Origin of the sequence: Beijerinckia sp. L45, assembly GCF_009765775.1 — a bacterium.
Classification (GTDB): domain Bacteria; phylum Pseudomonadota; class Alphaproteobacteria; order Rhizobiales; family Beijerinckiaceae; genus RH-AL1.
In genome coordinates this window covers 1-23,652 of sequence record NZ_LMUU01000123.1, presented here as the reverse complement: position 1 = coordinate 23,652, position 23,652 = coordinate 1, and the positions used below count along the sequence as shown (strand labels likewise).

Below are 23,652 nucleotides of genomic sequence, written 5' to 3'. Positions count from 1 at the left end.
CGACGCGCTGGTGCTGGCGGTGGTGGCGGCCGTGGTCGCCGCGGTGCTGGCGGCGAAATCGGTGGCCAGAGTCTGCAGGTCGGCGAGGATTTTGGCTTCCGAGTCGGTGCTGCTGTCCATGGTGGCGTCCGTGCCGGTCGTCGCCGCGGTGCTTGAGGTCGACGCGGTTGTGCCGGTCGCGTCGTCGGTGCCGCTCATCTGCACCAGCAGGCCGGCGAGGTTGGCGGCGAAGGCGCCCATCTGCGAGGGATCGAGCGCCGGCGCCGCGGTCGTGCTGGCACTGGTCGCGGAACCGTCGCCGCTGGATGAGTTTTCGTCGTTGAGCGTCGACGTCTTCTTCGCCAGGGCCTGGGACAAGGCGAGCAGTTGGCTGGCGCTGGTTGAGGATACGGACATGGACATCGTTTGGGTTCCCACAACGCAGCAAGAAAGAAGCTCGCGCCGTTAACCATCGTTCTTAATGTGTGATTCTTTCCCACTTATTAAAGGGGTTGATATCGCTGCGAAAATTTCACGTAGTGTCGGCGATGTCTTAACGAGGCGAAACACTTTGAGCCAAACCGACATTCTCGTCGTCGTCGACGTTCAGAACGATTTCCTGCCCGGCGGCGCGCTGGCCGTGCCCGACGGCGGCGCCGTCGTCGCGCCGATCAACGCGCTGGCGCAGCACTTCGCTCATGTGATCCTGACCCAGGATTGGCACCCGGCCGGCCACATCTCCTTCGCGTCGAGCCATGTGGGCAGGGCGCCGTTCGAGACCGTCACGCTCGCGGACGGGCGGCCGCAGGTCCTGTGGCCGGATCATTGTTTACAGGGCACGACCGGCGCGGCTTTGTCGCAGGGTCTGCGCATCCGGCAAGCCGAGCTGATCATCCGGAAAGGCTACCGGACGAGCCTCGACAGCTATTCCGCTTTCGTCGAGGCCGATGCCAGGACGCCGACCGGGCTCGCCGGTTACCTTCGCGAGCGCGGCTTTACACGCGTATTCGTAACGGGACTGGCGACGGATTTCTGTGTCGCCTGGACGGCTCTCGACGCCCGCAAAGCCGGGTTTGCGACGGTCGTCATCGTCGATGCCACACGCGGCATCGACGCCGGCGGATCGATGGCTGCGGCCTGGGCAGCCATGGACGCGGCGCGGGTGGCGCGGATGATGACGCGGGATGTGCTGGCGCTGTCGATCGAGCCTCGAGCCAATAGCGGACGATAGGCTGGATAAGCCATGGTTGCATTAACGGCCTATTAGCGAGCCGCGACTATACAAATTGCGCACGATCTAACGAGGCGTACTTTGGCTGCCGCTAAACTCAACAAGCTGACGGCCGTATCGGCGATCGCGTTCGCGCGTGACCGGTCGGGCGCGACCGCTGTCGAATTTGGGCTTATCGCCTTACCGTTTTTGGCGACGATCGTCTTTCTGATTTCCATCGGCTACATGGTCTACGTCAAGCAGGGCCTCGATTTCGCGACGCAGAAGGCGGCGCGGCAGATCCGGATCGGCGCCGTGCAGCAGGCGCAGCTGACGCAGACTCAGTTTGTTACGCAACTAATATGCCCGGCTCTGCCGATGACGGTGAATTGCAACAACCTGATCGTCAACGTCAGCAATGTTCCGTACACCGCGGGCAATGCGAATAATTATCAGTCCTACATGACCTTCGTGAATGCGCAGCAGACCAACCTAATCATTCCGGCGCTGACCAACACAGGCGCGACGTATTGTCCGGGCCAGGGGGGCAAGACTCCGAGCTACGTCTACCTGCAGGTTCTCTATCCGGTTCCGAGATTTATGTCGTTGTTCGCGAGTTCGGCGACGACGGTCTACAATGGCCAGAAGGTATTTCTCGTGATGGCGACGGCGACGTTCCTCAACGAGCCGTTCGTCGCTCCCACGTCGGCGTGCTGAGATGCTGAAACAATTCCGTGCGCGACTGGCGTCATTCCGGCAAGCCGAAACTGCTGTGGCAGCGCTCGAATTCGCGATCATCATGCCGATCCTCGTCCTGTTCATGCTTGCGGGTGCGGAGGCTGCGCGCTTCATCTACATGTCGCGGTCGATCACCAATCTCGCCTATTCTCTGGCGACGCGGGTGGCCGAACGCACGACGGCTTACAACTTCAACGATGCCGTCTTCGATTATTATTCGACCGTCGTCACCACGCCGTTCCTGTTGGGCGATTCCGCCTCGCGCGGAACACAGTGGAATTTCGACGTCGCCCTGACGATGTCGAGCATCATTTTCACGCCGACGAAGGCCGGGTGCACGTCGAACTGCGCATATACGGCAAAGGTCGCGTGGAGCGTCAACAGTCCTATCGCAGGCCAGCGCTCCTGCACCGTGCCGCCGACGGCGCAAGCGGACACCGTGACGACGACCCTGACGACCCTGCCGCAGGACATTTACGCCGCCGGCTCCATCATCGTTGCAGACGTCGTCTATGCCTACACGCCAATATTTGGGTCCAAACTGATTCCCGCTGTCACCATTCGGCGGAGTTATTTCATGCAGCCGCGCTATCAGTTTCCCGTTCCCTACACGTCATCGGGTTTCGACGCTGCGTACGTTTGCAGTTGAGCGCCGCGCTCACATTCCAGGCTAGGACACGTTCATGATCGCATCCATGGCGCGCAAGCTTCGGCACCTGCTGTCCGATCGCAGTGGCGCATCGGCCGTGATCTTCGCGATCGCCGCAGTGCCGACGTTCTGCATCCTTGGTTTCGCCATCGACTACAGCCTCGGGATTTCCGACAAGACGAAGCTGGACGGGGCGGCCGATGCCGCTTCCATGGTGGCGATCACCACGGCCTCCAACATCATCAATGCGCAGAACGGGTCGCTGACCTCGCCGATCGACGCTTTTGCCGCCGGCAACGCTCAGGCTCTGGTCGCCTTCAAGGCCAACGCCGGGCGCATCGCGTTCGCCGGCGTCCCGACGCCGTCGTCGACAATGACGAATTCCGGCCAGACGATCAGTGCGACCGTGTCCTACACGACGCCGATGGCAAGCCAGTTCAGCTCCATGATTGGCGTCAAGACTCTCAACATCGGCGGCACGTCGACCTCGACGATGACCATCGGCAGCTACCTCGACTTTTACCTGATGGTCGATATGTCGGGGTCCATGGGCCTGCCGACCGCGGCATCGGATCAGACCAAACTCGCGCTCGTAAACACGGACAACAAATCGGCCTATCCGAGCGGTTGCGTTTTCGCATGCCACATGGCGGATAAGCTCTGTACCGACCCTAAGACCAGTCAGGCGGCACAATGCCAGGGCTTCAATCTATCGCGCAGCAACGGCATCGTCTTGCGAGTCGACTCGGTCACGAGTGCGGTGTGCCAGTTCCTCCAGTCCGCCTCCAATCAGGAGACCTTGGCCAACCAGTTCCGAGTGGGCATCTATCCCTTCATCACGACCGCGGGCCAGTTTTTTCCGGTCAACTCGCCGTCGCCCACCAGCAGTGACCTGCAAGGTGCCATGACGGCGGTCGGCTGCACGACCGCTCTTTACAGTGGCCCCCAGGCCACCATGACCGTCCCGGCTCTGACCAACCTTCTCGATACGGGAACATCGACGACTTACGGCAGTGGCGGCACACATTTTGAAGCTGCCTTGCCTTTCGTGCAAAAGAAGATCTCGCCGATCGGCAAGGGAGCCAATTCCGCGCAAGCGGCCCCTTATCTGTTTCTCATCAGCGACGGTATGCAGAACAATCAGTATTATAATTCGTTCAACACTTGGCCTAACGGCTCGACACCACAAGCGCTTGATCCAAGCAACTGTGCAAACATTAAAAGCCTCGGCGTGACGATCTCGGTGCTTTATATACCGTATACACCGATCAACCCGGCCAATGCGTCTTTCGCCAATAACGAAGACGGGAAAGCTAATGCCGCGATCCCGGCCGACGCTGCCGCCTTGCAAGCCTGTGCGTCAGACGGTTTCTTTCATACGGCCAACACCTCCGCCGATATCACGACGACGTTGCAACAGATGTTGAGCCAGGCGCTGCAGGCCGCGCATATCGCGAAGTAGCCGGCGCGTCCCTCATCGCGGCACGGCTTGTTTTGTGAAAGCGTGCGATCGGGCCTTGCGTTCGAGCCCGCTTCGGCTACCAACCGGTGTTCGTTTTGCGCGGCCTCGGTTCAAGATGCATCCCATGGCGCTCTACATCGGCACCGCCGGCTGGACGATTCCTTCGCGCTACGGCGGCGCCTTTGCGATGGATGGCACTCATCTCGAGCGCTACGCGCAAAAGCTCGATGCGGTGGAAATCAATTCGTCGTTCTATCGCGCTCATAAACCGGCCACCTACGAGCGCTGGGCGGCGAGTGTGCCGGCGTCCTTCCGCTTCGCGGTGAAGATGCCCAAGGCCATCTCGCACGAGCACAAGCTCGTCGGCTGTGACGCGCTTGTCGCCCGGTTCGGCGAAGAACTCGCGGGCCTCGGCGACAAGCTCGGCGTCGTGCTGGTCCAGCTGCCGCCGAGTTTTGCTCACGATGCGGCACTGACGGAAACCTTCTTCATCGAACTCCGCCGCCATATCAAGGCACCGGTCGCGCTGGAGCCGCGCCATGGCAGCTGGCTCACGCCCGAGGTCGAGGCGCGGCTGAAGGCCTTGCAGGTGGCGCGCGTTGCCGCCGACCCTGCCGTGGTGCCGGGCGCCGACGCGCCGGGCGGCTGGGACGGTCTCGTCTACCGTCGTCTGCACGGCAGCCCCCGCATCTATTATTCGAACTACGAGCCGGCCGTGCTTGACGCGACGCGCGACGCTTTGGCGGCCGACGCGGCGCGCGGTGTCCCGACATGGTGCATCTTCGACAACACCGCCGCCTTTGCAGCGCTGGGCAACGCGCTGACGGTACTGGGGCGCTAGGGTCGGCGCAATGACGTCGTGACGTCCCCTACAGCGTCTTGAACATCACCAGCGCGTCCACAAACCCTTCGCTCGGATGCAAGAAAGCTCCCGGCAGTCGGCCCACGATCGCGAAGCCGAGCGATTGCCACAACCGCACCGCCCGCAGGTTGGTGCTCACCACGAAATTGAATTGCATCGCGCGATATCCCTGTGATCGGGCGTGGGCCGCCGCGTGCTCGTACATCAGGCGGGCGACGCCACGCCCGGCGGCGGCTGCGCTCGTCATGAACCCGCAATTGCAGACGTGCCGGCCGCCGCCCTGCTGGTTGGGGCGGATATAATAGGTGCCGAGCACAGCTCCATCCGCCTCGACGACAAAGGTGTCGCCATCGGCGCCCATCCAATAAGCTAGCGCAGCCGCCGCGCCGAGATCGCGATCGAGCGCATAGGTTTCGCCGGCGCGGATGGTCGGACCGATGATGCGCCAGATGGCGTCGGCGTCGGCGGCGAGGGCAGGGCGTATCAGCATTGTGTCTTCTTGCGGCCAAACAGACCATCCCGCCAGTCCGCTCGATACAACGAGGCATCGACCGGCCGCGCCGAAGACCTTGGCATTTTCCACAAAAGTTGCGGACTTTTGTGATCGAGAAATCCGCCGGGCAGGCCGCGGCCTTGCTCGCCGCGGCCCTGACTTTGGAAACCGTGCTGGCGCGGGTATGTTAGCCGCACGTTAGGAGCAGCGCCGATGCACAGCCACTCGATCCAGGCCTGGACGCACGACCATCAATTTCTCGGGAGCGCGCACCAGCGTAACGAGCGGCGCACGCTGTTCGTGGTGGCCCTGACCGCCGCGATGATGGTGGTCGAGATCGTCGGCGGTGGCTTGTTCGGCTCGATGGCGCTGTTCGCCGACGGTTGGCACATGTCCACGCACGCGGCGGCGCTCGGCATCGCGGCGCTGGCCTACCGCTTCGCCCGCACCCACGCGCACGACCCGCGGTTCAGTTTTGGCACCGGCAAACTCGGCGAACTCGCCGCCTTCGCCAGCGCCATCATTCTCGCGATGATCGCGCTGTTCATCGGCTACGAAAGCGCGAGCCGGCTGTTTGCGCCGGTGTCCATCGCCTTTGCCGAGGCGACGCCGATCGCGGTGGTCGGGCTCTGCGTCAACCTTGCCAGCGCCTGGCTGCTGCATGGCGGCACGGGGCATGCCCATGCGCACCACGATCATGGTCACGCGCACGAGCATCACGGCCATTCACATGTCGATCATCATACACACAGCCATGCCCCGGCGCATGCCGACACGAATTTTCGCGCCGCCTACCTTCATGTGATGGCCGATGCGCTGACGTCGGTGCTGGCCATCGTCGCGCTGCTCGCCGGCCGTTATCTCGGCCTGACCTGGCTCGACCCGGTGATGGGCCTGATCGGCACCCTGGTGATCCTGTCCTGGACCTACAGCCTGATCCGCAGCGCCGGCGCCGTGCTGCTCGATGTCGTGCCGAGCCAGGATCTCGCGGCCACGATCCGCGGCAAGCTTGAGACGGGCGGCGACAAGGTCGCCGACCTGCACCTCTGGCGGCTCGGCCCGGGCCATGCCGGTGTCATCGTCTCGATCGTCTCGGACCAGCCGGAAGCACCAGACGTCTACAAGCGCCGGCTCGCGGCGGTGGAGGGGCTGTCGCATGTGACGGTCGAGGTGCAGCGCTGCGGGGGTGTTGCGGCGGCGGCGTGAGCTGGGCTTTTAAGGCGTGTGCAATGATGCGCGAATTGGCATTCTGATGATTGTATGGCTGACATGAGATTTGAGGCTCGAAGCATCGCCCGTGCCCTCGCGGTGCTGCTTAGCATCGCCGTTTATGTCCGATGCTTGTTCAGTGTCGCTTTCGTAACGCCAAACTTCGACTTCGATTATATAAATTACGATACAGAGAAAAGTGCTATCGTTACTTTGGGGCTGGGCTGGTTGGGCGTCCTCATAAGTCCTTTCGCGTTTTTCGGTCAGAGTCTGATCCCGCCAATTGCAGTCTGCGTTGCGGCTATAATGTTAAGAGAAAGGTGGAGAGTGGCTCAAACAGCTACAATTCTCGTCGCGTGCGGCACGTTGATTTTTTATCATGTCTTGGGCCTGGCATCTTGGATAGCCAACCCCCTGATTTGGATATCGTGGGTTTTGCTGTTTAGAGGCAAGTCGCGAGCCGCGTCCATTGTGGCTTTGTCCGCCGTTGTATTTTGTCTTAGCTTTCTTTGGGTGGGAAATCTTCCTCTGGGCCTGGAAGATGCAAACGTACCTGTTACGGAATACAGAGAAGGATACTGGTTCTGGACCCTGTCCGCCGCAATCATGACGATTGCAGCCGGTATCGACACGTTCTTCTTTCGAAGGTGGGGCATACCGACGCCTTTAAACACCGTGGTTCAAGGAAGCGCAGTCGCCGACGGGTAATGGAGATCCGCACACGTCAAGAGCCGCCTATGACCCAGAAACGTGCGAGCAGAACGGATTGGAAGCGCATTGACGCCCTGATCGACGATGAGATCGAGCGCATGGCTGAAGCCGACACTGACAACCCCGCAACCACCGAAGCCGAGTGGCTTGACGCGATCATCGACCTGCCGCCGCTTGATCAGCCGAAGACCGCTGTCATCCTGGGACGCCGCAGGCGAGCCCGGGAACCATGAACACCGGCTTTCAGAACGGGCAACTGCGCCGCTGAGATTATGGCGTTCATCAATCCAGCGTGGCGTTCATAGGTCCCGGCTCTCCGCTGCGCTTCGGCCGGGATGACATCACGGCGGTGCGTGCTCTCTACGCCAGCGCCTCGTCCTCGTAATCCGCCGCCCGCGTCGCATCCGGCGCGGTGTTCGGCAGCAGCGCCGACAGCGCCCCGGCCACGGCGACGTTGAGCACGAACGCGATCAGCCCGTTATAGGCGGAAAAGCCCAGGCCAAACACGGCATGCACCGGCGTCCAGGCCAGCGGCCCCGCGGCGAGGCCGGTGCCGACCACCATCCCGATCGCCCAACCCGCGAGCAGCGCCCAACCGCTGAACCAGCGCGTGAACAGCCCGAACACGACAGCCGGAAACACCTGGATCATCCACACGCCGCCGAGCAGCTGCAGGTCCAGCGCGAACGTCGTCGGCATGACGAGAATCACGATCAGCGCGCCGACCTTGACGATCAGGCTCATCAGCTTGGCGAGGTCGGCTTCCTCTTTGGAGCCGATGCCCGGGTCGACGAACGGCTTCCACACGTTGCGGGTGAACGTGTTGGCGGCGCCGATCGACATCACCGCGGCTGGCACCAGCGCGCCGATGGCAATGCCGGCGAAGGCGAAGCCGGCGAACCAGCTCGGAAACATTTTTAGGAACAGCTGCGGCACGACATCCTGCGGGTTCTTCACCTCGATGCCGGCGGCCAGCGCCATGTAGCCCATGATCGCGATAAAGCCGAGCACCAGCGAATAGGCCGGGAGCATGTAGGCGTTCTTGCGGATCGCCGTGCCGCTGTTGGCGGCGAGAATCCCCGTCATCGAATGCGGGTACATGAACAGCGCCATCGCCGAGCCGATGGCCAGCGTGATGAACGGCATGATTTGCGCCGGCAGCAGGGTGAGCCCGGCTGGCTTGCCGGAGAGCGCCGCTTTCTTCGCCAACGCCGCGCCCGCGGCGTCGAATACCGCGCCGTAGCCGCCGAGTTTTAAGGGCACCACGATCACCGCCGCGATGACGAAGATGTAGATCATGATGTCCTTGACGAAGGCGATCATCGCCGGCGCCCTGAGCCCGCTCTGATAGGTGTAGATGGCCAGGATGATGAAGGCGATGGTCAGCGGCAAGTGGCTGGCCCACGGCCCGCCCTCGAAGCCGAGCGCGGAAATCACCTTCTCCATGCCGACGAGCTGCAGCGCGATGTAAGGCATCGTCGCGAGGATTCCGGTCAGCGCCACCGCCAGCGCCAGCCAGCGGTTGCCGTAACGCCCGTCCACATAATCCGCCGCGGTGATGTAGCCTTTTGCGCGCGTCACGGCCCAGAGGCGTGGAAACGTGAGGTAGAGCAGGGGATAGATGAGGATCGTGTAGGGGATCGCGAACATGCCGTAGGCGCCGACGGCGTAGACCACCGCCGGCACGGCGATCACGGTGTAGGCGGTGTAGAGATCGCCGCCGATGAGGAACCACGAGACCCAGGCGCCGAAACGCCGGCCGCCGAGGCCCCACTCGGCGAGGTCGTCGAGATCGCCGGCGCGCCAGCGCCCCGCGATGAAGCCAAGTCCGGTGACCAGTGCGAAGAAGGCGACGAAGACGAGCGTCGCGGTCCAGTTCAGATGCGCGATCATTTGCCGCCGTCCATCTTGAACACGGCGTAGATGAACAGGGCCGAGACCGGCACCAGCCCGATCAGCGCCCAGTAAAAGAAGGGAAAGCCGAACAGCCGCGGGCTGTCGCTGTTGTACAGCGGCACGGCGAGGGCAAGCAGGCAGGGAGCGGCGAGGAGAAGGATTTTCACGAGAGGGCCTTGGCCGGGCGAGCAGGGGACCTTGCTCTATCGGCAATTGTCTTTCGCTGGCAAGGGTCGAGCGCTACCGCAATGACGGCGCTTTACGCCGCCATCAGCTCCGCCTCGATCGCCGCAAGATCGATGGTGAAGCGAGCCGGCAGCGGCTGCGCCATCGGCACCGCGCGCTCCATCGGCACGGCTTCGTCGAAGTCTATGGCGGCCAGCAGCATCGCTTCGCGCTGCGCGCGGGGCAGCGGCGGCGTCGCGGCGATCGCCATGGCGGGGCGGATCGGCGTCGGCTTCGGTGGCTTCACGCGGGCCTCGTCGCGCGCGGCTTCGGCTTCGAAGCGGCGCAACAGCGCGATCAGCTTGTCGAGCGCGCCGTCATTGATGGCACTGCAGCCGGCGAGCACGCGGGCAACCAGCGACGCGGACAGCGTGCCGCGTTCGGCCTCGTGGTGGCGCAACGCCGTCAACGCCAGGCGGAAGGCCGGTAGCAGCGGCAACGGCAGGCCGGTCTTGCGGTACAGCGCGGCGAAGCCGGCGCTTTCGGATTGGCGGACGAGGCCGTTGACGCGCGCGGGCGCCATGCCGGAAAGCTCGCTGAGCGCCGCCTGGAACAGCAGGCGGTTGCCGCTGAGCAGGGCGCGGAAGGCGAGGGCCGCGGTGAGCCGGCCGGTGCCACGGAGGTCCGCCGTCAGCGCGCTCATGCCCGTCATGTCGAGATCCGGCGTCGCGGCGATGGCGATCGTCGCGCGCTCCGTGGCCTCGCGGGTGATGCGTCTGGTGCGCTCTTCCGACATCCAGTCGCGGCCATTCAAGAACGCCGCGAGCGCGCTTGCGGTTGCCGCAACGAGCTCGACGCGGACCGTCACCGGCAGGCTGCCGCGGGCAAGCAGCGCTTCGCGCAGCGCGCCGTGGCTGCCGTGCCGCGCGACCATGTGTTTGATCGTCTCGTCCGACAACGTCACGCCGGGGTTCGACGCCAGCGCGACGAGCGCCTCGGATGTGCCGACGTCCGCGAGGGCGGCGGCGACATCGGCGGAGAGATAGGCGCGCGAGGCGATGGCGCATTGCGCCGGGCTGTCGCCGTTGGCGGCGAAATCGATGAGCTCGGCGTCGCCGAGAACCGGCGAGCGGCTCAACACGATCGACGCGATGCTCGGATGGTCCTCGGCAAGCGCGAGGATGATGTGATGCGGGGCTTCGCCGGCGCTGGCCAGCGCATCGGCCAAAGCGCGGCGCACCAGGGTCGAGGGGTCGTCGAGAAAGCCGGTCAGGGCGCGGATCGTGGCGCGGGTCTGGTCGGCGGTCAGATCGGAGTAGAGCAGCGCCCGTGCCAAGGCGCTCACCCCGTCGGCGCGGCTTGGCGGCGATGCGGTTTCGGCCCAGGACTGGAACTGACTGACGATCATGAGGTGCCACGCGGGTTACGACACGCTCATGAATCGCTGATCATGGTAAAGAGAGGATTAAGGATCAAACCTTTGAGTCGATTACCGAAATCTTAATTCGTGTTCACCCTTCCAAGGTCCCGTCGGCGCGCACGCGCGGCGGGCGCTTCATCTGGAACACCGTGTCGGCGACGACGTAATCCATGTAGCCGCAGCGCGCGATCGGCTGCATCGCCGCCATGTCGACCAGACCGTCCTTGATGAAGGTCTCGTCGAGGTGGACGCCCACCACTTCGCCGAACACCAGCCAATGCCCCGTCGGCGTGCCGTGCCGATCGACCAGCTTCTTCACCTCGATGACTTCGCATTCGAGCGCCGCAGGGCTGGCCTTGACGCGCGGCGGCTTCACCAGCTGCGAGGGCGCCATCTCGAGGTGCGCGAACGCCGCCTCGCTCTGGCCGCGCGGCAGCGGCGCCGCGGTCTGGTTCATCGCCTCGCGCAGGTCCCAGGTCGGCATGTTCCACACGAACTGCCCAGTCTCTTGCGCGAAGGTCACGGAATCCTTGATGCCCTGGGACGAGAACGCGATGATCGGCGGGCTGTCGGCGAAGGCGTTGAAGAAAGAGTACGGCGCCAGGTTGATGGCGCCGTTCAGGCCGATGGTCGTCACCCAGCCGATCGGCCGAGGCGCGATCAGCGCCTTGAACGGGTCGTGCGGCAGAACGGTCTTGTCGCGGGCCTGCGGCTCGTAGAACAGCATGAAGAATCCAAGGTTAGAACCGGGTGACGACGTCGGCGAGAGCCGGGCGGGGGCGGTCTTCGCGGGGCGCGGGGGCGCTGCCGATATGGATGAAGCCGGCCATTTTTTCATCGGGCCCAAGGCCGAAGCGCTCGAGCGCCTGGCGGTCATAAGCGTACCACTCCGTCAGCCAGACTGTGGCGAAGCCGAGCGCGTTGGCCGCGACGGTGAGGTTCATGCAGACGGCGCCGGCCGATAGCACCTGCTCCCACTCCGGCACTTTGATGTGGGGGCCGGCGCGGGAGACCACGCCGATCACCAGCGGTGCCGAGAATCGGGCCCGCTCGACGGCGAGCCGCTTCTCCTGCGCGTCGGCATTCTGGGACGCGAACACCTCGGCGAGCATCGCGCCGGCGCGGGTTCGCGCCTCGCCCTCGAACACGATGAATCGCCATGGCGCGATCTTGCCGTGATCGGGCACGCGAGAGGCGATCGTCAGCAGCGCCTGGGTCTGTTCGGGGCTTGGGCCAGGGGCGCCGAGCATCGGCACGGGGGCGGATCGGCGGGTCTCCAGCAAGCGTATGATTTCGTTCATTGATGGTTCAGTCGCTCTCATCTAGGGAGTCTACGTTCGAGGCGGTCGCGTTCAAGCTCGGTGGGCTCTTATCGCATCCCCGCCACATTAAGTCGTCATCCAGGGGGCGATTTCCCGAAGCGCCGCCTTAACCGCTTTAGGGCAGGAGGGTGGGCGCGCTTCGCCTTGTGTGCGAGGAGTGTGCCGGGACGAGCATGGATGGGGGCAAGAGGTTTGGCGCGGTCTGAGATCATAGCGGGACATTTTTGGCGACGCGCGACCGCGCTCGGCTTGCGGACGTCCGAGGCCGCCCGATGACGCTTCTCGATACCATTGCCTCGCCCGCCGATGCCGGATCGATCGGAGCCCGGCTTGGCACGCGCCGCGCCGCCGCCGCGCGTTTTCGCGCAAAAGTCTGGTCGACGCCGGTCTTCCTCGGCTGCATCGCCAGCCTGTTCCTGTTCCTGGCCGGCGCCTTCGCGATCTGGCGCCTCGCTGATGCCGTCGTGCCGTGGGATTCGAAGAACCACTTCTATCCGATGTTCCGCTTCCTCGCGGACGCACTGCGTCACGGCACCGTGCCGCTCTGGAATCCCTATCATTTTTCCGGCTATCCCGCGATCGCCGATCCGCAGTCGCTGATCTTTACGCCGAGCATGATGCTGTTTGCGCTGATCGCGCCGGACGCGTCGATGCCGGTGTTCGATGGCGTGATCCTCGGCCATCTCTTCGTCGGCGGCGTCGGCGTGCTCTGCCTCGCGCGGCGCTGGGGCTGGCATCCGGCCGCGGGCCTGCTGACGACCCTGGTGTTCACCTTCGGCGGCGCGGCCTCCGGCCGGCTCGAACACACCGGGATGATCATCTCCTACATCTACTTCCCCTGGGCATTGTGGAGCCTCCAGGGGGCGCTGACGCGGCGGTCGCTGGCCTGGGCGGTTCTCGCCGGCCTAACGGTCGCCCTGATGGCGCTCGGCCGCGATCAGGTCGCCTTCATGCTCTGCCTCGGCCTGCTCGGTGTCGTCCTGCGCGAGGCGCTGGAGAGCGGCAAGCCGGTTGCCTACCTGCTCAATCGCTCGCCGATCCTGTTCTGCGCCGGCGCGGTGACCGTCGCCTGCATGATCGTGCCGATCCTGCTGACGCTGCAGTTCGTCCATGATTCCAACCGGCCCAGCATCACCTACGGCGTCGCGCTTGCCGGTTCGCTCAACCCGAGCAACCTGCTGACCCTGATCGCCCCCGACGTGTTCGGTTCGCTCGACCGCGTCTATGATTATTGGGGCCCGGGCATCGGCCTCATCCTCGGCAACGACTGGACCGACAAGACCGACCGCACGATGGATTATATGTTCATCGGCACCGTGCCGGTCGTGCTGCTGGTCTGGCAGGGTCTCGCCGGCGGCCGGGTGCTGCAGCGCGGGATGCGCTTCTTTACCGCGCTGCTCGCGTTCGCGCTGATCTACGCTTTCGGGCGCTACACGCCGCTGTTCGGTGTGATCTTCGATTGGGTGCCCGGCGTGGCCCTGTATCGCCGCCCCGCCGATGCCAGCTTTCCGATCAACGTCGCGCTGGCCTTCGGCGCCGGCTATCTGCTGCATCGCTACATCCTCGAGGGCATGCCGCATCCGCGCGCCATGCTGCCGCGTCGCCTCGCCTGGGCGCTCCCCGTCGTCACGCTTGTCGGCATGGCCGCGTTGATCGGCGGCGGCCTCGCCTTCGCCCGGCGCTACGATCATTTCGACGCCTCGCTGATCCAGCTTGGGCTTGCCGCCGGCTTCGCGGCCGTGGCCGTGGTGGCGATGATCGTGCCCCGCACGCGCCGGGCGCGCGCCATCGCCGCTGCGCTGCTCGTCGCCGCGACGGCGGGCGAACTCGTCTGGCGCAACGCGGCGTCGGCCGTCAACGCCGAGCCGATCTCGACCTACAGCGCCTACAACGGCCTCTATCCCGACGAAAAGGACGGCCTCGCCGTCCTGCGGGCCGAGCTCGATCGCCGCAAGGCACTGGGCGAGCATCCCCGCGTCGAGCTCATCGGCGTCAACGGCTCCTGGCAGAACGCCTCCATGGTGCTGAAGCTCGAGGACACGATCGGCTACAACCCGCTGCGCATCTCGGACTACGAGCGCGCCGTCGGCCCGACCGAGAGCGCCATCGACATCGACCAGCGCGAATTCCCCGGCCTGTTCCGCGGCTACACCGGGCGCCTCGCCTCGATGCTCGGGCTCGACTATCTCGTGCTCGACCGGCCGCTCGACCGGCTGCCCCGGCAGTTTCCCCGGCCGAAGGCGGACCTGCTGTTCGCCGGCCAGAGTTTTTATGTCTACCGCCTGCAGAACCAGCCGACGCCGCGCGCCTATCTCGCCACGCATGTCAAAGCCGTCGACAGCGACGACGTGATCACCGACGAGCAGATGCCCGATTTCGATCTCGGCCGCGAAGCCCTGATCGACGTCAAGGACGTCGCCGGGCTCAAGCAGCCGCAGCTTCTCACGGCCGCGGCGGCGAGCGTCGCGGCGAGCACCCGGATCACGTCCTACGAGGACAATGCCGTCACCATCGCCGTCGATACGCCGGAGCCCGGCGTCGTGGTGCTGCACGACCTCGCCTATCCCGGCTGGACGGTCAGCGTCGACGGTCAGTCGGCGCCGCTGCTGCGGGCGAACATCCTGTTCCGTGGCGTCGAAGTGCCGGCGGGCCGGCACAGCGTCACCTTCCGCTTCCGTCCGTTGTCGCTCGCCAACCTCACGGCCGCGGCCGGCAGTCTGTTGCGCAGCAAACGATGAGAGGTGTGCTGCATCCCGTTCTGTGCGGCCTCGCTGCGGCGCTTGTCATGGGCGCGCCCGTCGCGGCGCAGACCTTCGCCAACCCCGCGACGCCCGGCGTCACCCCAAGCCCCGCGCCCGCGACGCCGCCGAATCTCGCGCCTGCAGTCATTCCCGCGCTTTCGGGCCTTCCCGCCGCCAATCCGCTGACGCAGCCCACCCCCGCCGTGCCCGTTGAGATGAAGAAGGGGCAGCTTTACCTCTCCGCGTTGCTGGCGCCGCACGACGCGCAGCCGATCGGCAAGGGCCCCCTGATCTGGCGGGTCTTCGAGGAAAAGGCGGGGGCTGACGGGCGCCACAAGCTCGTGCTCGAGTCGAAGGAGGCCGCGCCGGCGCTGGCGCTGCCCGAGGGCACTTACATCGTCCACGCCTCGCTCGACCTGGCGAGCGCGGTGCGCCGCGTGACGGTGAGCGACCAAGCCTCCAGTGAGCGGGTGGTGCTGAATGCCGGGGCGCTGCGCATCGTCGGCATGCTCGGCGACCAGCCGATCAACCCGACCAAGCTGCAGATCTCCATCTTCATCCCGGAGGCCGGCAATTCCGAAGCCAAGCTGGTGGTTGCGCGCGCCAAGGCCGGCGACCTCATCGGCCTGCCCGAGGGCAACTACCACGTCGTCTCCACGCTGCTCGATACGGCGGGCTATAGCGGCACCCAGCAGGCCGGCGTCGGCAACAAGACGAACTCGGTGGTCAGCGCCGATCTGAAGGTGCAGTCCGGCAAGCTGACCGATGCCACGTTGCGCCATCGTTCCGCGGTAATGACGCTGAAGTTGGTGAGCACGCCGGGCGGCGAGGCGCTGGCCAACACCTCCTTCACCATCCTGACGCCCGGTGGCGACGTGATCCGCGAAATGATCGGCGCCTTCCCGTCGCTGGTGCTGGCCGAAGGCGAGTATGTCGCCATCGCCCGCCACGACGCGAAAACCTACCAGACGACGTTCAAGGTGGATTCGACGCTGGACCGTGACGTCGAGGTCGTAGCGAAGTAGGGCCCCATTGCCGCGCGGCGTGTTTGCCCTAAGGTTTGCGATCCTGTCACCGGATTTCGTCATGACCAGCCAAAGCCCAGCATGAGCGTCGCCTTCACCAAGGAAGGCGATACCGAGAACGCGGCTGCCACCGATCTGCCGGACCGGCCGATCTCGTCGCATCCCAACCTCGTCACCGTCGCCGGCCTGGCGCAGCTCGACGCGGCGCTGGCGCAGGCCCGCGCGGATTATGCCGCCAATCAAGCCAACGAGGCGCAGCCGGGCGACATGCGGGCCCTGGCGCGCGCCGCCCGTGATCTGCGCTACTACGCCGCGCGGCGCGCCACCGCGCAGCTGATGCCGCCGGCGACGGATCCGGACGTCGTGCGCTTCGGCACCCGGGTGACCATCGAGCGGGCCGATGGCCGCCGCCAGACCTTTTGCATCGTCGGCGAGGACGAGGCCGAGCCGGCGTCCGGCACCTTGTCCTACGTGTCACCGATGGCGAGCGCATTGCTCGGCAAGGGCGAGGGCGACACCGTGCGCATCGCCGGGGCGGAGGTGGAGATCGTGGCGGTCGACTAAAGGCTAAAGCGTCGAGGTGAGGACGGCTTCGGGCGACGTTCGGCCGGGCCCTTGCGTTGACGAAACATTGAGGACGATCGAAGGTCCGCGTCGCTTCGTCTTCCGAAGACGGCGCAGCGTTGGTATGGTGGGGCGTTCGGGCCATCTTGCAGCGCCGAGAGTTTTCTTAATCTCAAGCGCCTTGATCGGGCCTCCTGGAAGTCCCGGCGCATGAGCTTGTTCGATCCGATTTCACAATTTCGCTCCGACCCGGATCTCTCGGTGTCCGTTGCGCTTGCCACGTTCAACGGCGCTAAGTTTCTGGCGGAACAGCTCGAGAGTTTGCGTACGCAAACATTGATGCCGCTCGAACTCGTGATCGGTGACGACCGCTCGGATGACGAGACCGCGGACATCATTGCCAATTTTGCGAAGACGGTGCCGTTTCCGGTTCGCTTCACGGTGAATGACGAACGGCTGCATTTCGGCGGCAACTTCCTGGCGACAGCGTCGCGCTGCCGCGGGCGCTACATCGCGTTCTGCGACCAGGACGATATCTGGCTGCCCGACAAGTTGAGACAATCCGTTGACGCGATGCGGGCAGCGGACGCCATTATTTGCGGCCACGACGCCTGGCTGATCGATGGCGAGCGCACGCGTGTCGGACGCCTTGCGCATATGCGGAAGGGCGGTGTGTTCACGCCGCTCACGCTCGCGCCGTGGGGCGTCTTTTTCGGATTCTCGACGACCATTCGCCGCGAGCTTCTCGAGATTCTTGCGGACTCCAAAAGAGGTCCCGACAATATCGATCCCCGTCGATTGTTGTCACACGACCGCTGGGTTTATTTCCTCGGGACGACGTTCGGCCGCACGGTTTATCTGAAAGAGCCTCTGGTGCTCTATCGGCAGCATGGCGGGAACACGTTCGGCGCTGGGAAGGGCGGCGATAGCCTCTCCAAGCTCAAAAGGCTTTTGCTGGCCGACCCGCAGGATCTCGCGTTCCATCTCCAAATGTGTCAGTCGCGGCAGGAACTCCTGGCCGCGACGGCGCGTGCGACGGGTGCGTGGACGGCCCGCGCCGAGGATGGCGCAAGATATTGGGAACGCCTGACCCAGATCTATGAGCGGAGGCTTACGCTGGCGCAGGCACGTTCGCTATCGAAGCGGGCCGCCATTCTGATCGGGCTTGTCATCCGGGGGGCTTATGCCGCGCCCGTGCATGGCGGCCTGACGCTGCGGGCCTTTGCCAAGGACGCTCTTGCGACCTTGGGGTCGACAAGGTCGAGCAGCGCGATAAAGACCGAGCCAGGCTCGTCTTGAGCAATCTTTCGTCAGACAGGACGGTTCGTCGCGCGCCGAGGTCGCTGTGAGACGCGCGATCGTCTGGACGTTCGGCGGCCAGGTCCTGCTCTTCATCGTTCAAATGGGCAGTCAGATTGCCTTGGCGCGCCTCCTGACGCCACGCGAGATGGGGGTCTTCGCGGTGGCGATGGCAACGACAAGTCTCGTGTCCGCGGTGCAGGGCATAGGCTTGAACCAGCTGATCATCCGCGAGCCCGGCGATAAGATCGCTTTGCTGGAAACCATATTCACCATCAACGCCCTCATGAGCCTGCTGCTTGCTGCGGCCATCTACGCCTTGGGCACGGTCGGCGCTGCTTTTTACCACGACGAGTCGATCCGCGGAGTCATGGAAGTGTTGGCGCTGCCGCCGATCCTTGGCCTCTTCCAGTTCCTTCCGGCCGCCGTCATGCAGCGCGACATGCAGTTCCACTGGATAACGGTGATCGGCAGCATCCGCGTCATCTTGATTGCGGCCGTGACGATCACCCTGGCGATTCTTGGTTTCGGGACCATGAGCCTTGGATGGGGGGCGGTCGCGGGCGCCCTCGCGAATACGATCCTCTTCTGCATGATCGGTCGCCGGCACCTCGTGTTCCGACTTCGCCTTCGGGAGTGGCGATTTGTGACGACCTTCGGATTGCAGATGCTGGCCATTTCCGGGGTGACGATGCTGTCCGGCCGCGTCGCCGACCTTCTTCTCGGCCGCATCCTTGGTTTGGGGGCCCTCGGTATTTTTTCACGCGCCTCCGGGATCAACGCGCTGCTCTGGGAAAACATTCACGCCGTGCTCGGTCGCATCTTCCTGTCGGATCTGGCGCAGCGCCGCCGTGACGGACAGTCGCTGCGTCTATCCTACCTCAGGATTTTAGAAGCCTTGACGGCGATGCTGTGGCCGGCCTTCGCGGGGCTCGCCGTTCTCGCCGGCCCGCTGGTCGAGTCGGTCTATGGAAGGCAGTGGACCGATGCCGCTTTGCCCCTCTCCCTTCTCTGCATCAGCTCGATGATTTTGATTTCGGTCAGCATGACCTGGGAGATCTTCGTCATCTGCGGCGAAACAGGCAGACAGGCGAAACTCGAGACGCTCCGCAACCTGGTCGGGCTGGGCGCCTTCAGCCTGGGATGCCTTGTCTCGCTTTCGGGCGCGGCCGTCGGGCGTATCGTCGATGCCGCTGTTTCGGTGACGATCTACCGGCGCCCGCTGCAAAGCATGACGGACACGACCTGGCGCGATCTGGTGCCGATCTACGCGCGAAGCCTGGCCTTGACCATCGTCGCGGTGGCGCCGGCCCTGGCGCTGATGGCGCGGTATCGTTTCTCCTACGAGACGCCGTTCGGCTATTGCATTCTAAGCGGCATGGCCGGAATCGCGCTGTGGTTTGCCGCGCTGCAGATTATGGATCATCCCCTCTACCGGGAACTGAAGTCCGCCGCGACGGCGCTTTTGGCGAAGGTGGGATCGCAGGGTGCCCGGCCCGCCGACGTCCCGCCGCTCGGCGACGGGGACCTGATGACCTACGAGACCAGAAAGCCCTGATGGCGCGCTCGTCTCGGATCATCGCTCGAGCGGGCGTGGTCTTCGACTTACACGTATAGCGCTGCCATCGCCCGCCAGGCGCCGCCGCGATGGGCGCGGCCGTCCCAAACATGCAGGTCGTGACGGATCCCTTTGTCATCCAGGAGCCGGCTGAGATGGCGGTTGTTGTCGAGAAAAGGGTCGGCGTCGCCGACGGCCAGGACGACGTCGAGCTGGCGCAGTTTTTCGAGTCGCCATGGGCAGGAGAGGCCAGGTAGAAAATGCGTCGGCGTGTGGAAATAGATGTCGTCGCCGTAGTAGCCTTCGAACAGGTCGTCGAAACAGTCCACCTTCATCGTCAGATCGTAGCGGCCTGAGAAGGCGACGAGTTTGCGGAAGAGGTGGGGATGCCGGAAGGCGAGGCTCGCCGCCTGGAAGGCGCCCAGACTGCAGCCCATCGCCATCGTGCAATCGTGGGAATTGGTCGCGGCCATCAGCGGCATCACTTCGTGGAGGATGTAGTCCTCGAAAGCGGCGTGCCGACGGATGCGCTCGGCCGGATGACGTCCGCCGTCGTAGAAGGTTTCCCGCGCCAGTCCCTCGATGCAATAGAGCTGCAGGTGGCCGGCCCGGACCTTATCGGCAAGGCTCGCGGTGACGGCGAGCGCTTCGTATTCCCAGAATCGCCCGTCCCGCGTCGGAAACATCAGCACCTTCGCTCCGGCATGGCCGAAGATCAGGAGCTCCATGTCGCGATGGAGGCGGTGACTGTACCAGCGCCGGTGGTCTCGTCGCATGTCGCCCTGAAAAATCGTCCGACGGTCTCTGAGAGCTGCGCGTGCTGCGCCGCAGCACCAGGATAATCGAAGTGTCCCGCATCCAGGATGACGGTTTCATGATGGTTTGATGCTGGCAGTGCATTGGCGATCGAAAATTGGCAGGGCGGCGCCACCGCCGGATCGAAGCGGGCGACGGCCACGAGCATGGGGATCGTGATCCGCGCGGCCGCCGCCGCCGCATCGAAGAGGCTCAGCGTTGCGAGCACGTCGCTGTGGTGCTTGTGGTAGATCTGGACGGCATGACCACTGCCGACGGTCGGCAGGCTCAGCCAGAGCGGCATGTTGCCGAAGGTCGGCACGACCAGATGGCCGCGATCGATGCGCCGGTCCCACGGGATGGCCAGCGCGCCGATGCCGCCACCGAAGCTGATGCCGGCATAGCCGATCCGGCCGCCGATCTCGGGACAGAGCCGGGTGAGAACGGAGACCGCCAGCCACAGATCCTCGACGCAGCCGCCCAGGATGTAGCGGTCCGGCTTGTCGATATCGTGGAGCACGTGCCAGGCGGGATCGCTGGAGATCGGCGGATGGTGACTTCGCGAGAGCCCGCGAAAACACGGAAACAGCACGGCCGTCTCTTCGACCGGAATGTCGAAATCCGGCTGGTCGCGGCCGCCGTAGCCGTGGCCGACGACGAGGCCACGCCTGATCTGGCCGTCCCGCGGCAGCAACAGCCAGCCGCCGATCCTGAAATCATCTGTCGAGGTATAGGTGATGTCGTAAACCTGCCAGTCCGGATGGCGCGCGTCGCTCGCGCGAAGCTGCGGTTGCGGGTCGAGTCCGAACGCGGCGTCGTAACGGGGCCGCCAGAAGGCGTCGAAATTCGCGGGCGCCTTCGGAGGCCGTATCGCGCGGAGGTCGTCCAGGCCGAGACCGTAGGTCGGATCGAAGCCATAGGGGTGGTCGGTCGGGATGCTCATGATGCCACCGCCCCCCTTGGCCTATTGGGTCATCAATCCCGTCGAACGCGCGTAGTGCAGTAGCAGAATCGTCTTCACATCGACGATCTCGCCGCTATCGACCATCGCCAGTGCGGCATCGAGCGTCGTTTCGATCACCTCGATGTCCTCGCCCTCGTCGATCAGGCCGCCGCCGTTGGTGATGCGGTCGGCGGCCGTATAGGGCGCGACGAAAAAGGTCAGGCGCTCGGCGAAGCTGCCGGGGCTCATATAGCATTCGAACAGCCGGCGCGGCGGCCCGGACAGTTTGATCCCGGTCTCTTCCTCTGTCTCCTTGACGATCCGGGTCAGCGGATCGGCGCCTTCGAGTTTTCCGGCGCAGGTCTCGATCAGATTCGGCTTGCCGTCCTTCAAAAAGGCGACGCCGCGGAACTGGCGGATCAGGATGATGGTCTGGCGCTCGAGATCGTAGGGCAGGATCGTGACGCCGTCGCCGGTGTCGAGGATTTCGCGGGTCATCGTCTGCATGTCGCCATTGGAGCGGCGGCGCTCGAAGACGATCTTTTCAAAGACACCAAAACCGCGCGCGAGAAGGTCGCGGGCGACGATACGGATCGAGTCGCTCAAAAAATCTGTCCTACCGTTAGTAACCGAACTGTTCGCGCAGAATGCGTTCGTCGAGGGAATGGGTCGGGTCGTGCAGCAGCACGAGACCGGTCTCGTGATCCATGCGGATCTCGACATGGACCACGTCGCGCACCTCGAAGTGGTCGGCCACCGCCGACACCGGCCGCTTCACTGCCTCCAGCACGTCGATCTCGACTTTAACGGTGTCGCGGAGCAGCGCGCCACGCCAGCGCCGGGGCCGGAAGGCGGAGATCGGCGTCAGCGCCATCAGGGAGGCGTTGAGCGGCAGGATCGGCCCGTTGACGGAGAGGTTGTAGGCGGTCGAGCCGGCCGGCGTCGCCACCAAAATGCCGTCAGCGATCAGTTCGGCAAGGCGCTCCTTGCCGTCGATGGCGATGCGCAGCTTCGCCGCCTGAAATGTCTGGCGCGAGAGAAAGACCTCGTTGATCGCCAGCGCCACCTCGACCTCGCCGGCGGCGTTGGTCGCCTCCATGATCAAGGGATGGACGACCGAGGGAATCGCCTCGTCGAGCCGTGCGATCAGGTCGGTGTCGCGAAAATCGTTCATCAGGAAGCCGACCGAGCCGCGGTTCATCCCGAAGATCGGGGTGCCCTTGGTCATGAAGCGATGCAGCGTCTGCAGCATCAGGCCGTCGCCGCCGAGCGCGACGACGACGTCGGCCTCGTCCATCGCGGCGTTGCCGTAGCGGTCCGCCAGCATGGCGCAGGTGGCGGAGGCTTCGGGGGATCCTGACGAGAGGAAGGCGATCTTCTGGAAGCGATGTCCGGCACCGATGTCGGCGGCCATGCAAGCTGTCTCCGCGGCGATCGCCGGTGTTTGTGAGCCGCGCAGCGCTGCCGCCGGTCTTCAGTCTTGCCACATAGCCGGAACGATGGGGTGGGGTAAAGCGGCGACGCCGACCCAAAGCCTCTGCGACAAATGAGAAACGTTCCAATCTGGCCGGAACAGCTAAGCCGGTCGCCCGTTAACGGCACATCGCGGAGGGAGGCTGGAGACATGCTCCATCCCCTCGGTCAGCCGGCATCATGTGCCGGCGGCGCGCGTTTGCAAGCTTGCGGAGATCTGATGTGACAACCGTGGACCCCCACGCCGAGTCGATTATGACGGTAGGCGTCGATCTGACGATCAATGGCCAGAAAACCCACCTCGATATTGTCCCTTGGACCACTCTTCTCGATGCCCTGCGTGAAACGCTTCACCTGACCGGTACGAAGAAGGGCTGCGACCACGGCCAGTGCGGCGCCTGTACCGTGCTGGTCGACGGGGTACGGATCAATTCCTGTCTCGCCCTCTGCGTCACCAAGGATGGCGCCGAGGTCACCACCATCGAAGGGCTCGGCGAGGTTGGTCATCTGCACCCGCTACAGGCCGCTTTCATCGAGCACGATGCGTTCCAGTGCGGCTACTGCACCCCCGGCCAGATCTGTTCGGCAGCCGGCCTTCTGAAGGAAGGCAAGGCGAAGACGGCCGACGAGATCCGCGAACTGATGAGCGGTAATCTTTGCCGCTGCGGCGCTTACCCGAACATCGTCGCTGCGATCCAGCAGGTCATGGACGCGGAGGCGGCCCGATGAATCGCTTCAGCTACGATCGTCCCGGCGACGTCGCCACCGCCATCCGCGACAAGGCCGATGTGTCGGGCAAGTTCATCGCCGGCGGCACCAACCTCGTCGACCTGATGAAGTACAATGTCGAGAAGCCGGCCCGGGTCGTCGACATCAATCGTTTGCCCCTCCGCGCAATAGCCAGTGCGCCAGACGGCGGTCTGCGCATCGGGGCGCTGGTGACGAATTCCATCACCGCATACGACGACACCGTCGCGAAACGCTATCCGCTGCTCGTCAACGCGATCCTCTCCGGCGCCTCGCCGCAGCTGCGGAACGCCGCGACGACAGGCGGCAATCTCCTGCAGCGCACGCGCTGCTACTATTTTTACGACGCCGACACACCCTGCAACAAGCGCGAGCCCGGTACCGGATGTCC

The 23,652-nt window shown here is 64.6% G+C and carries 24 protein-coding genes and 1 pseudogene; 14 read left to right on the top strand and 11 right to left on the bottom strand.

Annotation, left to right across the window (positions count from 1 at the left end; all coding sequences use genetic code 11):
- Positions 1-396: pseudogene (locus GSQ79_RS13045) on the bottom strand (hypothetical protein); the annotation flags it as partial.
- 154 nt (positions 397-550) lie between these two features.
- Here GSQ79_RS13045 and pncA point away from each other — a divergent pair.
- The 5 genes from pncA (at position 551) to GSQ79_RS13020 (ending at position 4,879) form a co-directional block, all read left to right on the top strand.
- Positions 551-1,210 carry a bifunctional nicotinamidase/pyrazinamidase gene (gene pncA / locus GSQ79_RS13040; RefSeq protein WP_246725307.1) on the top strand — a complete coding sequence of 220 codons (660 nt, stop codon included), beginning with the start codon at positions 551-553 and terminating at the stop codon, positions 1,208-1,210.
- Positions 1,211-1,291: 81 nt separating this feature from the next.
- The gene (locus GSQ79_RS13035) at positions 1,292-1,906 is read left to right on the top strand and encodes a TadE/TadG family type IV pilus assembly protein (protein ID WP_158809144.1); all 615 of its coding nucleotides are present in this window, start codon (positions 1,292-1,294) and stop codon (positions 1,904-1,906) included.
- A gap of 55 nt (positions 1,907-1,961) precedes the next feature.
- Positions 1,962-2,576, top strand: coding sequence for a TadE/TadG family type IV pilus assembly protein (locus tag GSQ79_RS13030; protein ID WP_158809143.1), 615 nt, complete (start codon positions 1,962-1,964; stop codon positions 2,574-2,576).
- A gap of 34 nt (positions 2,577-2,610) precedes the next feature.
- Positions 2,611-4,038, top strand: a complete 1,428-nt coding sequence (locus GSQ79_RS13025) for a TadE/TadG family type IV pilus assembly protein (RefSeq protein ID WP_158809142.1) — start codon at positions 2,611-2,613, stop codon at positions 4,036-4,038.
- 124 nt (positions 4,039-4,162) lie between these two features.
- On the top strand, positions 4,163-4,879 hold the full coding sequence (locus tag GSQ79_RS13020; RefSeq protein ID WP_368669940.1) for a DUF72 domain-containing protein: 717 nt from the start codon (positions 4,163-4,165) through the stop codon (positions 4,877-4,879).
- Between the two features lie 28 nt (positions 4,880-4,907).
- Here GSQ79_RS13020 and GSQ79_RS13015 read toward each other — a convergent pair whose 3' ends face one another.
- Positions 4,908-5,390 carry a GNAT family N-acetyltransferase gene (locus tag GSQ79_RS13015; protein WP_158809140.1) on the bottom strand — a complete coding sequence of 161 codons (483 nt, stop codon included), beginning with the start codon at positions 5,388-5,390 and terminating at the stop codon, positions 4,908-4,910.
- A gap of 216 nt (positions 5,391-5,606) precedes the next feature.
- On the opposite strand from GSQ79_RS13015, the gene dmeF reads away from it, so the two are divergent.
- On the top strand, positions 5,607-6,599 hold the full coding sequence (dmeF, locus tag GSQ79_RS13010; RefSeq protein ID WP_158809139.1) for a CDF family Co(II)/Ni(II) efflux transporter DmeF: 993 nt from the start codon (positions 5,607-5,609) through the stop codon (positions 6,597-6,599).
- Between the two features lie 740 nt (positions 6,600-7,339).
- Positions 7,340-7,546 carry a hypothetical protein gene (locus tag GSQ79_RS13005; RefSeq protein ID WP_158809138.1) on the top strand — a complete coding sequence of 69 codons (207 nt, stop codon included), beginning with the start codon at positions 7,340-7,342 and terminating at the stop codon, positions 7,544-7,546.
- A gap of 127 nt (positions 7,547-7,673) precedes the next feature.
- Here the strand turns inward: GSQ79_RS13005 and mctP are convergent, their stop codons facing one another.
- The 5 genes from mctP to GSQ79_RS12980 all read right to left on the bottom strand — a co-directional run bounded on the left by mctP (position 7,674) and on the right by GSQ79_RS12980 (position 12,095).
- Positions 7,674-9,206, bottom strand: a complete 1,533-nt coding sequence (mctP, locus tag GSQ79_RS13000) for a monocarboxylate uptake permease MctP (RefSeq protein ID WP_158809137.1) — start codon at positions 9,204-9,206, stop codon at positions 7,674-7,676.
- Entirely contained in the window at positions 9,203-9,376 is a 174-nt protein-coding gene (locus tag GSQ79_RS12995) for a DUF3311 domain-containing protein (RefSeq protein WP_158809136.1), read from the bottom strand. The genes mctP and GSQ79_RS12995 overlap by 4 nt, the downstream gene beginning before the upstream one ends.
- Before the next feature lie 92 nt (positions 9,377-9,468).
- Positions 9,469-10,782: a DUF2336 domain-containing protein gene (locus tag GSQ79_RS12990; RefSeq protein ID WP_158809135.1), complete on the bottom strand. Its 1,314-nt coding sequence runs from the start codon at positions 10,780-10,782 to the stop codon at positions 9,469-9,471.
- Positions 10,783-10,885: 103 nt separating this feature from the next.
- Positions 10,886-11,521, bottom strand: a complete 636-nt coding sequence (locus tag GSQ79_RS12985; protein WP_158809134.1) for a flavin reductase family protein — start codon at positions 11,519-11,521, stop codon at positions 10,886-10,888.
- Positions 11,522-11,534: 13 nt separating this feature from the next.
- Positions 11,535-12,095, bottom strand: coding sequence for a nitroreductase (locus tag GSQ79_RS12980; protein ID WP_158809133.1), 561 nt, complete (start codon positions 12,093-12,095; stop codon positions 11,535-11,537).
- A 293-nt stretch (positions 12,096-12,388) separates the two neighbouring features.
- On the opposite strand from GSQ79_RS12980, the gene GSQ79_RS12975 reads away from it, so the two are divergent.
- From GSQ79_RS12975 to GSQ79_RS12955, 5 genes are all read left to right on the top strand, one after another.
- On the top strand, positions 12,389-14,854 hold the full coding sequence (locus GSQ79_RS12975) for a YfhO family protein (protein WP_158809132.1): 2,466 nt from the start codon (positions 12,389-12,391) through the stop codon (positions 14,852-14,854).
- A gap of 5 nt (positions 14,855-14,859) precedes the next feature.
- On the top strand, positions 14,860-15,882 hold the full coding sequence (locus tag GSQ79_RS12970; protein WP_210253078.1) for a hypothetical protein: 1,023 nt from the start codon (positions 14,860-14,862) through the stop codon (positions 15,880-15,882).
- A gap of 81 nt (positions 15,883-15,963) precedes the next feature.
- Positions 15,964-16,446 carry a transcription elongation factor GreA gene (gene greA / locus GSQ79_RS12965; RefSeq protein WP_158809131.1) on the top strand — a complete coding sequence of 161 codons (483 nt, stop codon included), beginning with the start codon at positions 15,964-15,966 and terminating at the stop codon, positions 16,444-16,446.
- Between the two features lie 210 nt (positions 16,447-16,656).
- The gene (locus GSQ79_RS12960) at positions 16,657-17,745 is read left to right on the top strand and encodes a glycosyltransferase (protein WP_158809130.1); all 1,089 of its coding nucleotides are present in this window, start codon (positions 16,657-16,659) and stop codon (positions 17,743-17,745) included.
- A 46-nt stretch (positions 17,746-17,791) separates the two neighbouring features.
- A complete protein-coding gene (locus GSQ79_RS12955; protein ID WP_158809129.1) occupies positions 17,792-19,303 on the top strand; it encodes an oligosaccharide flippase family protein in 1,512 nt (503 codons plus the stop codon).
- Positions 19,304-19,350: 47 nt separating this feature from the next.
- Here GSQ79_RS12955 and GSQ79_RS12950 read toward each other — a convergent pair whose 3' ends face one another.
- Genes GSQ79_RS12950 through GSQ79_RS12935 form a run of 4 tightly spaced genes read right to left on the bottom strand, consistent with a single transcriptional unit; the run spans position 19,351 to position 22,455 of the window.
- On the bottom strand, positions 19,351-20,079 hold the full coding sequence (locus GSQ79_RS12950; RefSeq protein ID WP_158809128.1) for an esterase family protein: 729 nt from the start codon (positions 20,077-20,079) through the stop codon (positions 19,351-19,353).
- Positions 20,019-21,041: an acetylxylan esterase gene (locus GSQ79_RS12945; protein WP_158809127.1), complete on the bottom strand. Its 1,023-nt coding sequence runs from the start codon at positions 21,039-21,041 to the stop codon at positions 20,019-20,021. The genes GSQ79_RS12950 and GSQ79_RS12945 overlap by 61 nt, the downstream gene beginning before the upstream one ends.
- A gap of 21 nt (positions 21,042-21,062) precedes the next feature.
- Positions 21,063-21,647, bottom strand: coding sequence for an NUDIX domain-containing protein (locus tag GSQ79_RS12940; RefSeq protein WP_210253077.1), 585 nt, complete (start codon positions 21,645-21,647; stop codon positions 21,063-21,065).
- 16 nt (positions 21,648-21,663) lie between these two features.
- Complete coding sequence (locus GSQ79_RS12935; RefSeq protein ID WP_158809125.1) at positions 21,664-22,455, bottom strand: NAD kinase; 792 nt, start codon at positions 22,453-22,455, stop codon at positions 21,664-21,666.
- A gap of 314 nt (positions 22,456-22,769) precedes the next feature.
- Between GSQ79_RS12935 and GSQ79_RS12930 the strand changes: the two genes are divergently transcribed.
- Positions 22,770-23,243 (top strand): (2Fe-2S)-binding protein, encoded by a 474-nt coding sequence (locus GSQ79_RS12930; RefSeq protein ID WP_174243208.1) that lies wholly within the window; start codon positions 22,770-22,772, stop codon positions 23,241-23,243.
- Positions 23,240-23,652: xanthine dehydrogenase family protein subunit M (locus GSQ79_RS12925; protein ID WP_174243207.1), on the top strand; the 413-nt coding region annotated here is incomplete at its 3' end. The genes GSQ79_RS12930 and GSQ79_RS12925, both read left to right, overlap by 4 nt.

What these genes read in the sequence shown, in the direction of transcription:
- GSQ79_RS12990 (WP_158809135.1), bottom strand. Translation starts at nt 10,782, where the DNA reads ATGATCGTCAGTCAGTTCCAGTCCTGGGCCGAAACCGCATCGCCGCCA.
- GSQ79_RS12985 (WP_158809134.1), bottom strand. Translation starts at nt 11,521, where the DNA reads ATGCTGTTCTACGAGCCGCAGGCCCGCGACAAGACCGTTCTGCCGCAC.
- GSQ79_RS12975 (WP_158809132.1), top strand. Translation starts at nt 12,389, where the DNA reads ATGACGCTTCTCGATACCATTGCCTCGCCCGCCGATGCCGGATCGATC.
- GSQ79_RS12935 (WP_158809125.1), bottom strand. Translation starts at nt 22,455, where the DNA reads ATGGCCGCCGACATCGGTGCCGGACATCGCTTCCAGAAGATCGCCTTC.
- GSQ79_RS12930 (WP_174243208.1), top strand. Translation starts at nt 22,770, where the DNA reads ATGACGGTAGGCGTCGATCTGACGATCAATGGCCAGAAAACCCACCTC.
- GSQ79_RS12980 (WP_158809133.1), bottom strand. Translation starts at nt 12,095, where the DNA reads ATGAACGAAATCATACGCTTGCTGGAGACCCGCCGATCCGCCCCCGTG.
- dmeF (WP_158809139.1), top strand. Translation starts at nt 5,607, where the DNA reads ATGCACAGCCACTCGATCCAGGCCTGGACGCACGACCATCAATTTCTC.
- mctP (WP_158809137.1), bottom strand. Translation starts at nt 9,206, where the DNA reads ATGATCGCGCATCTGAACTGGACCGCGACGCTCGTCTTCGTCGCCTTC.
- GSQ79_RS12950 (WP_158809128.1), bottom strand. Translation starts at nt 20,079, where the DNA reads ATGCGACGAGACCACCGGCGCTGGTACAGTCACCGCCTCCATCGCGAC.
- GSQ79_RS13015 (WP_158809140.1), bottom strand. Translation starts at nt 5,390, where the DNA reads ATGCTGATACGCCCTGCCCTCGCCGCCGACGCCGACGCCATCTGGCGC.
- GSQ79_RS13005 (WP_158809138.1), top strand. Translation starts at nt 7,340, where the DNA reads ATGACCCAGAAACGTGCGAGCAGAACGGATTGGAAGCGCATTGACGCC.
- greA (WP_158809131.1), top strand. Translation starts at nt 15,964, where the DNA reads ATGAGCGTCGCCTTCACCAAGGAAGGCGATACCGAGAACGCGGCTGCC.
- GSQ79_RS13020 (WP_368669940.1), top strand. Translation starts at nt 4,163, where the DNA reads ATGGCGCTCTACATCGGCACCGCCGGCTGGACGATTCCTTCGCGCTAC.
- GSQ79_RS13025 (WP_158809142.1), top strand. Translation starts at nt 2,611, where the DNA reads ATGATCGCATCCATGGCGCGCAAGCTTCGGCACCTGCTGTCCGATCGC.
- GSQ79_RS12945 (WP_158809127.1), bottom strand. Translation starts at nt 21,041, where the DNA reads ATGAGCATCCCGACCGACCACCCCTATGGCTTCGATCCGACCTACGGT.
- GSQ79_RS12960 (WP_158809130.1), top strand. Translation starts at nt 16,657, where the DNA reads ATGAGCTTGTTCGATCCGATTTCACAATTTCGCTCCGACCCGGATCTC.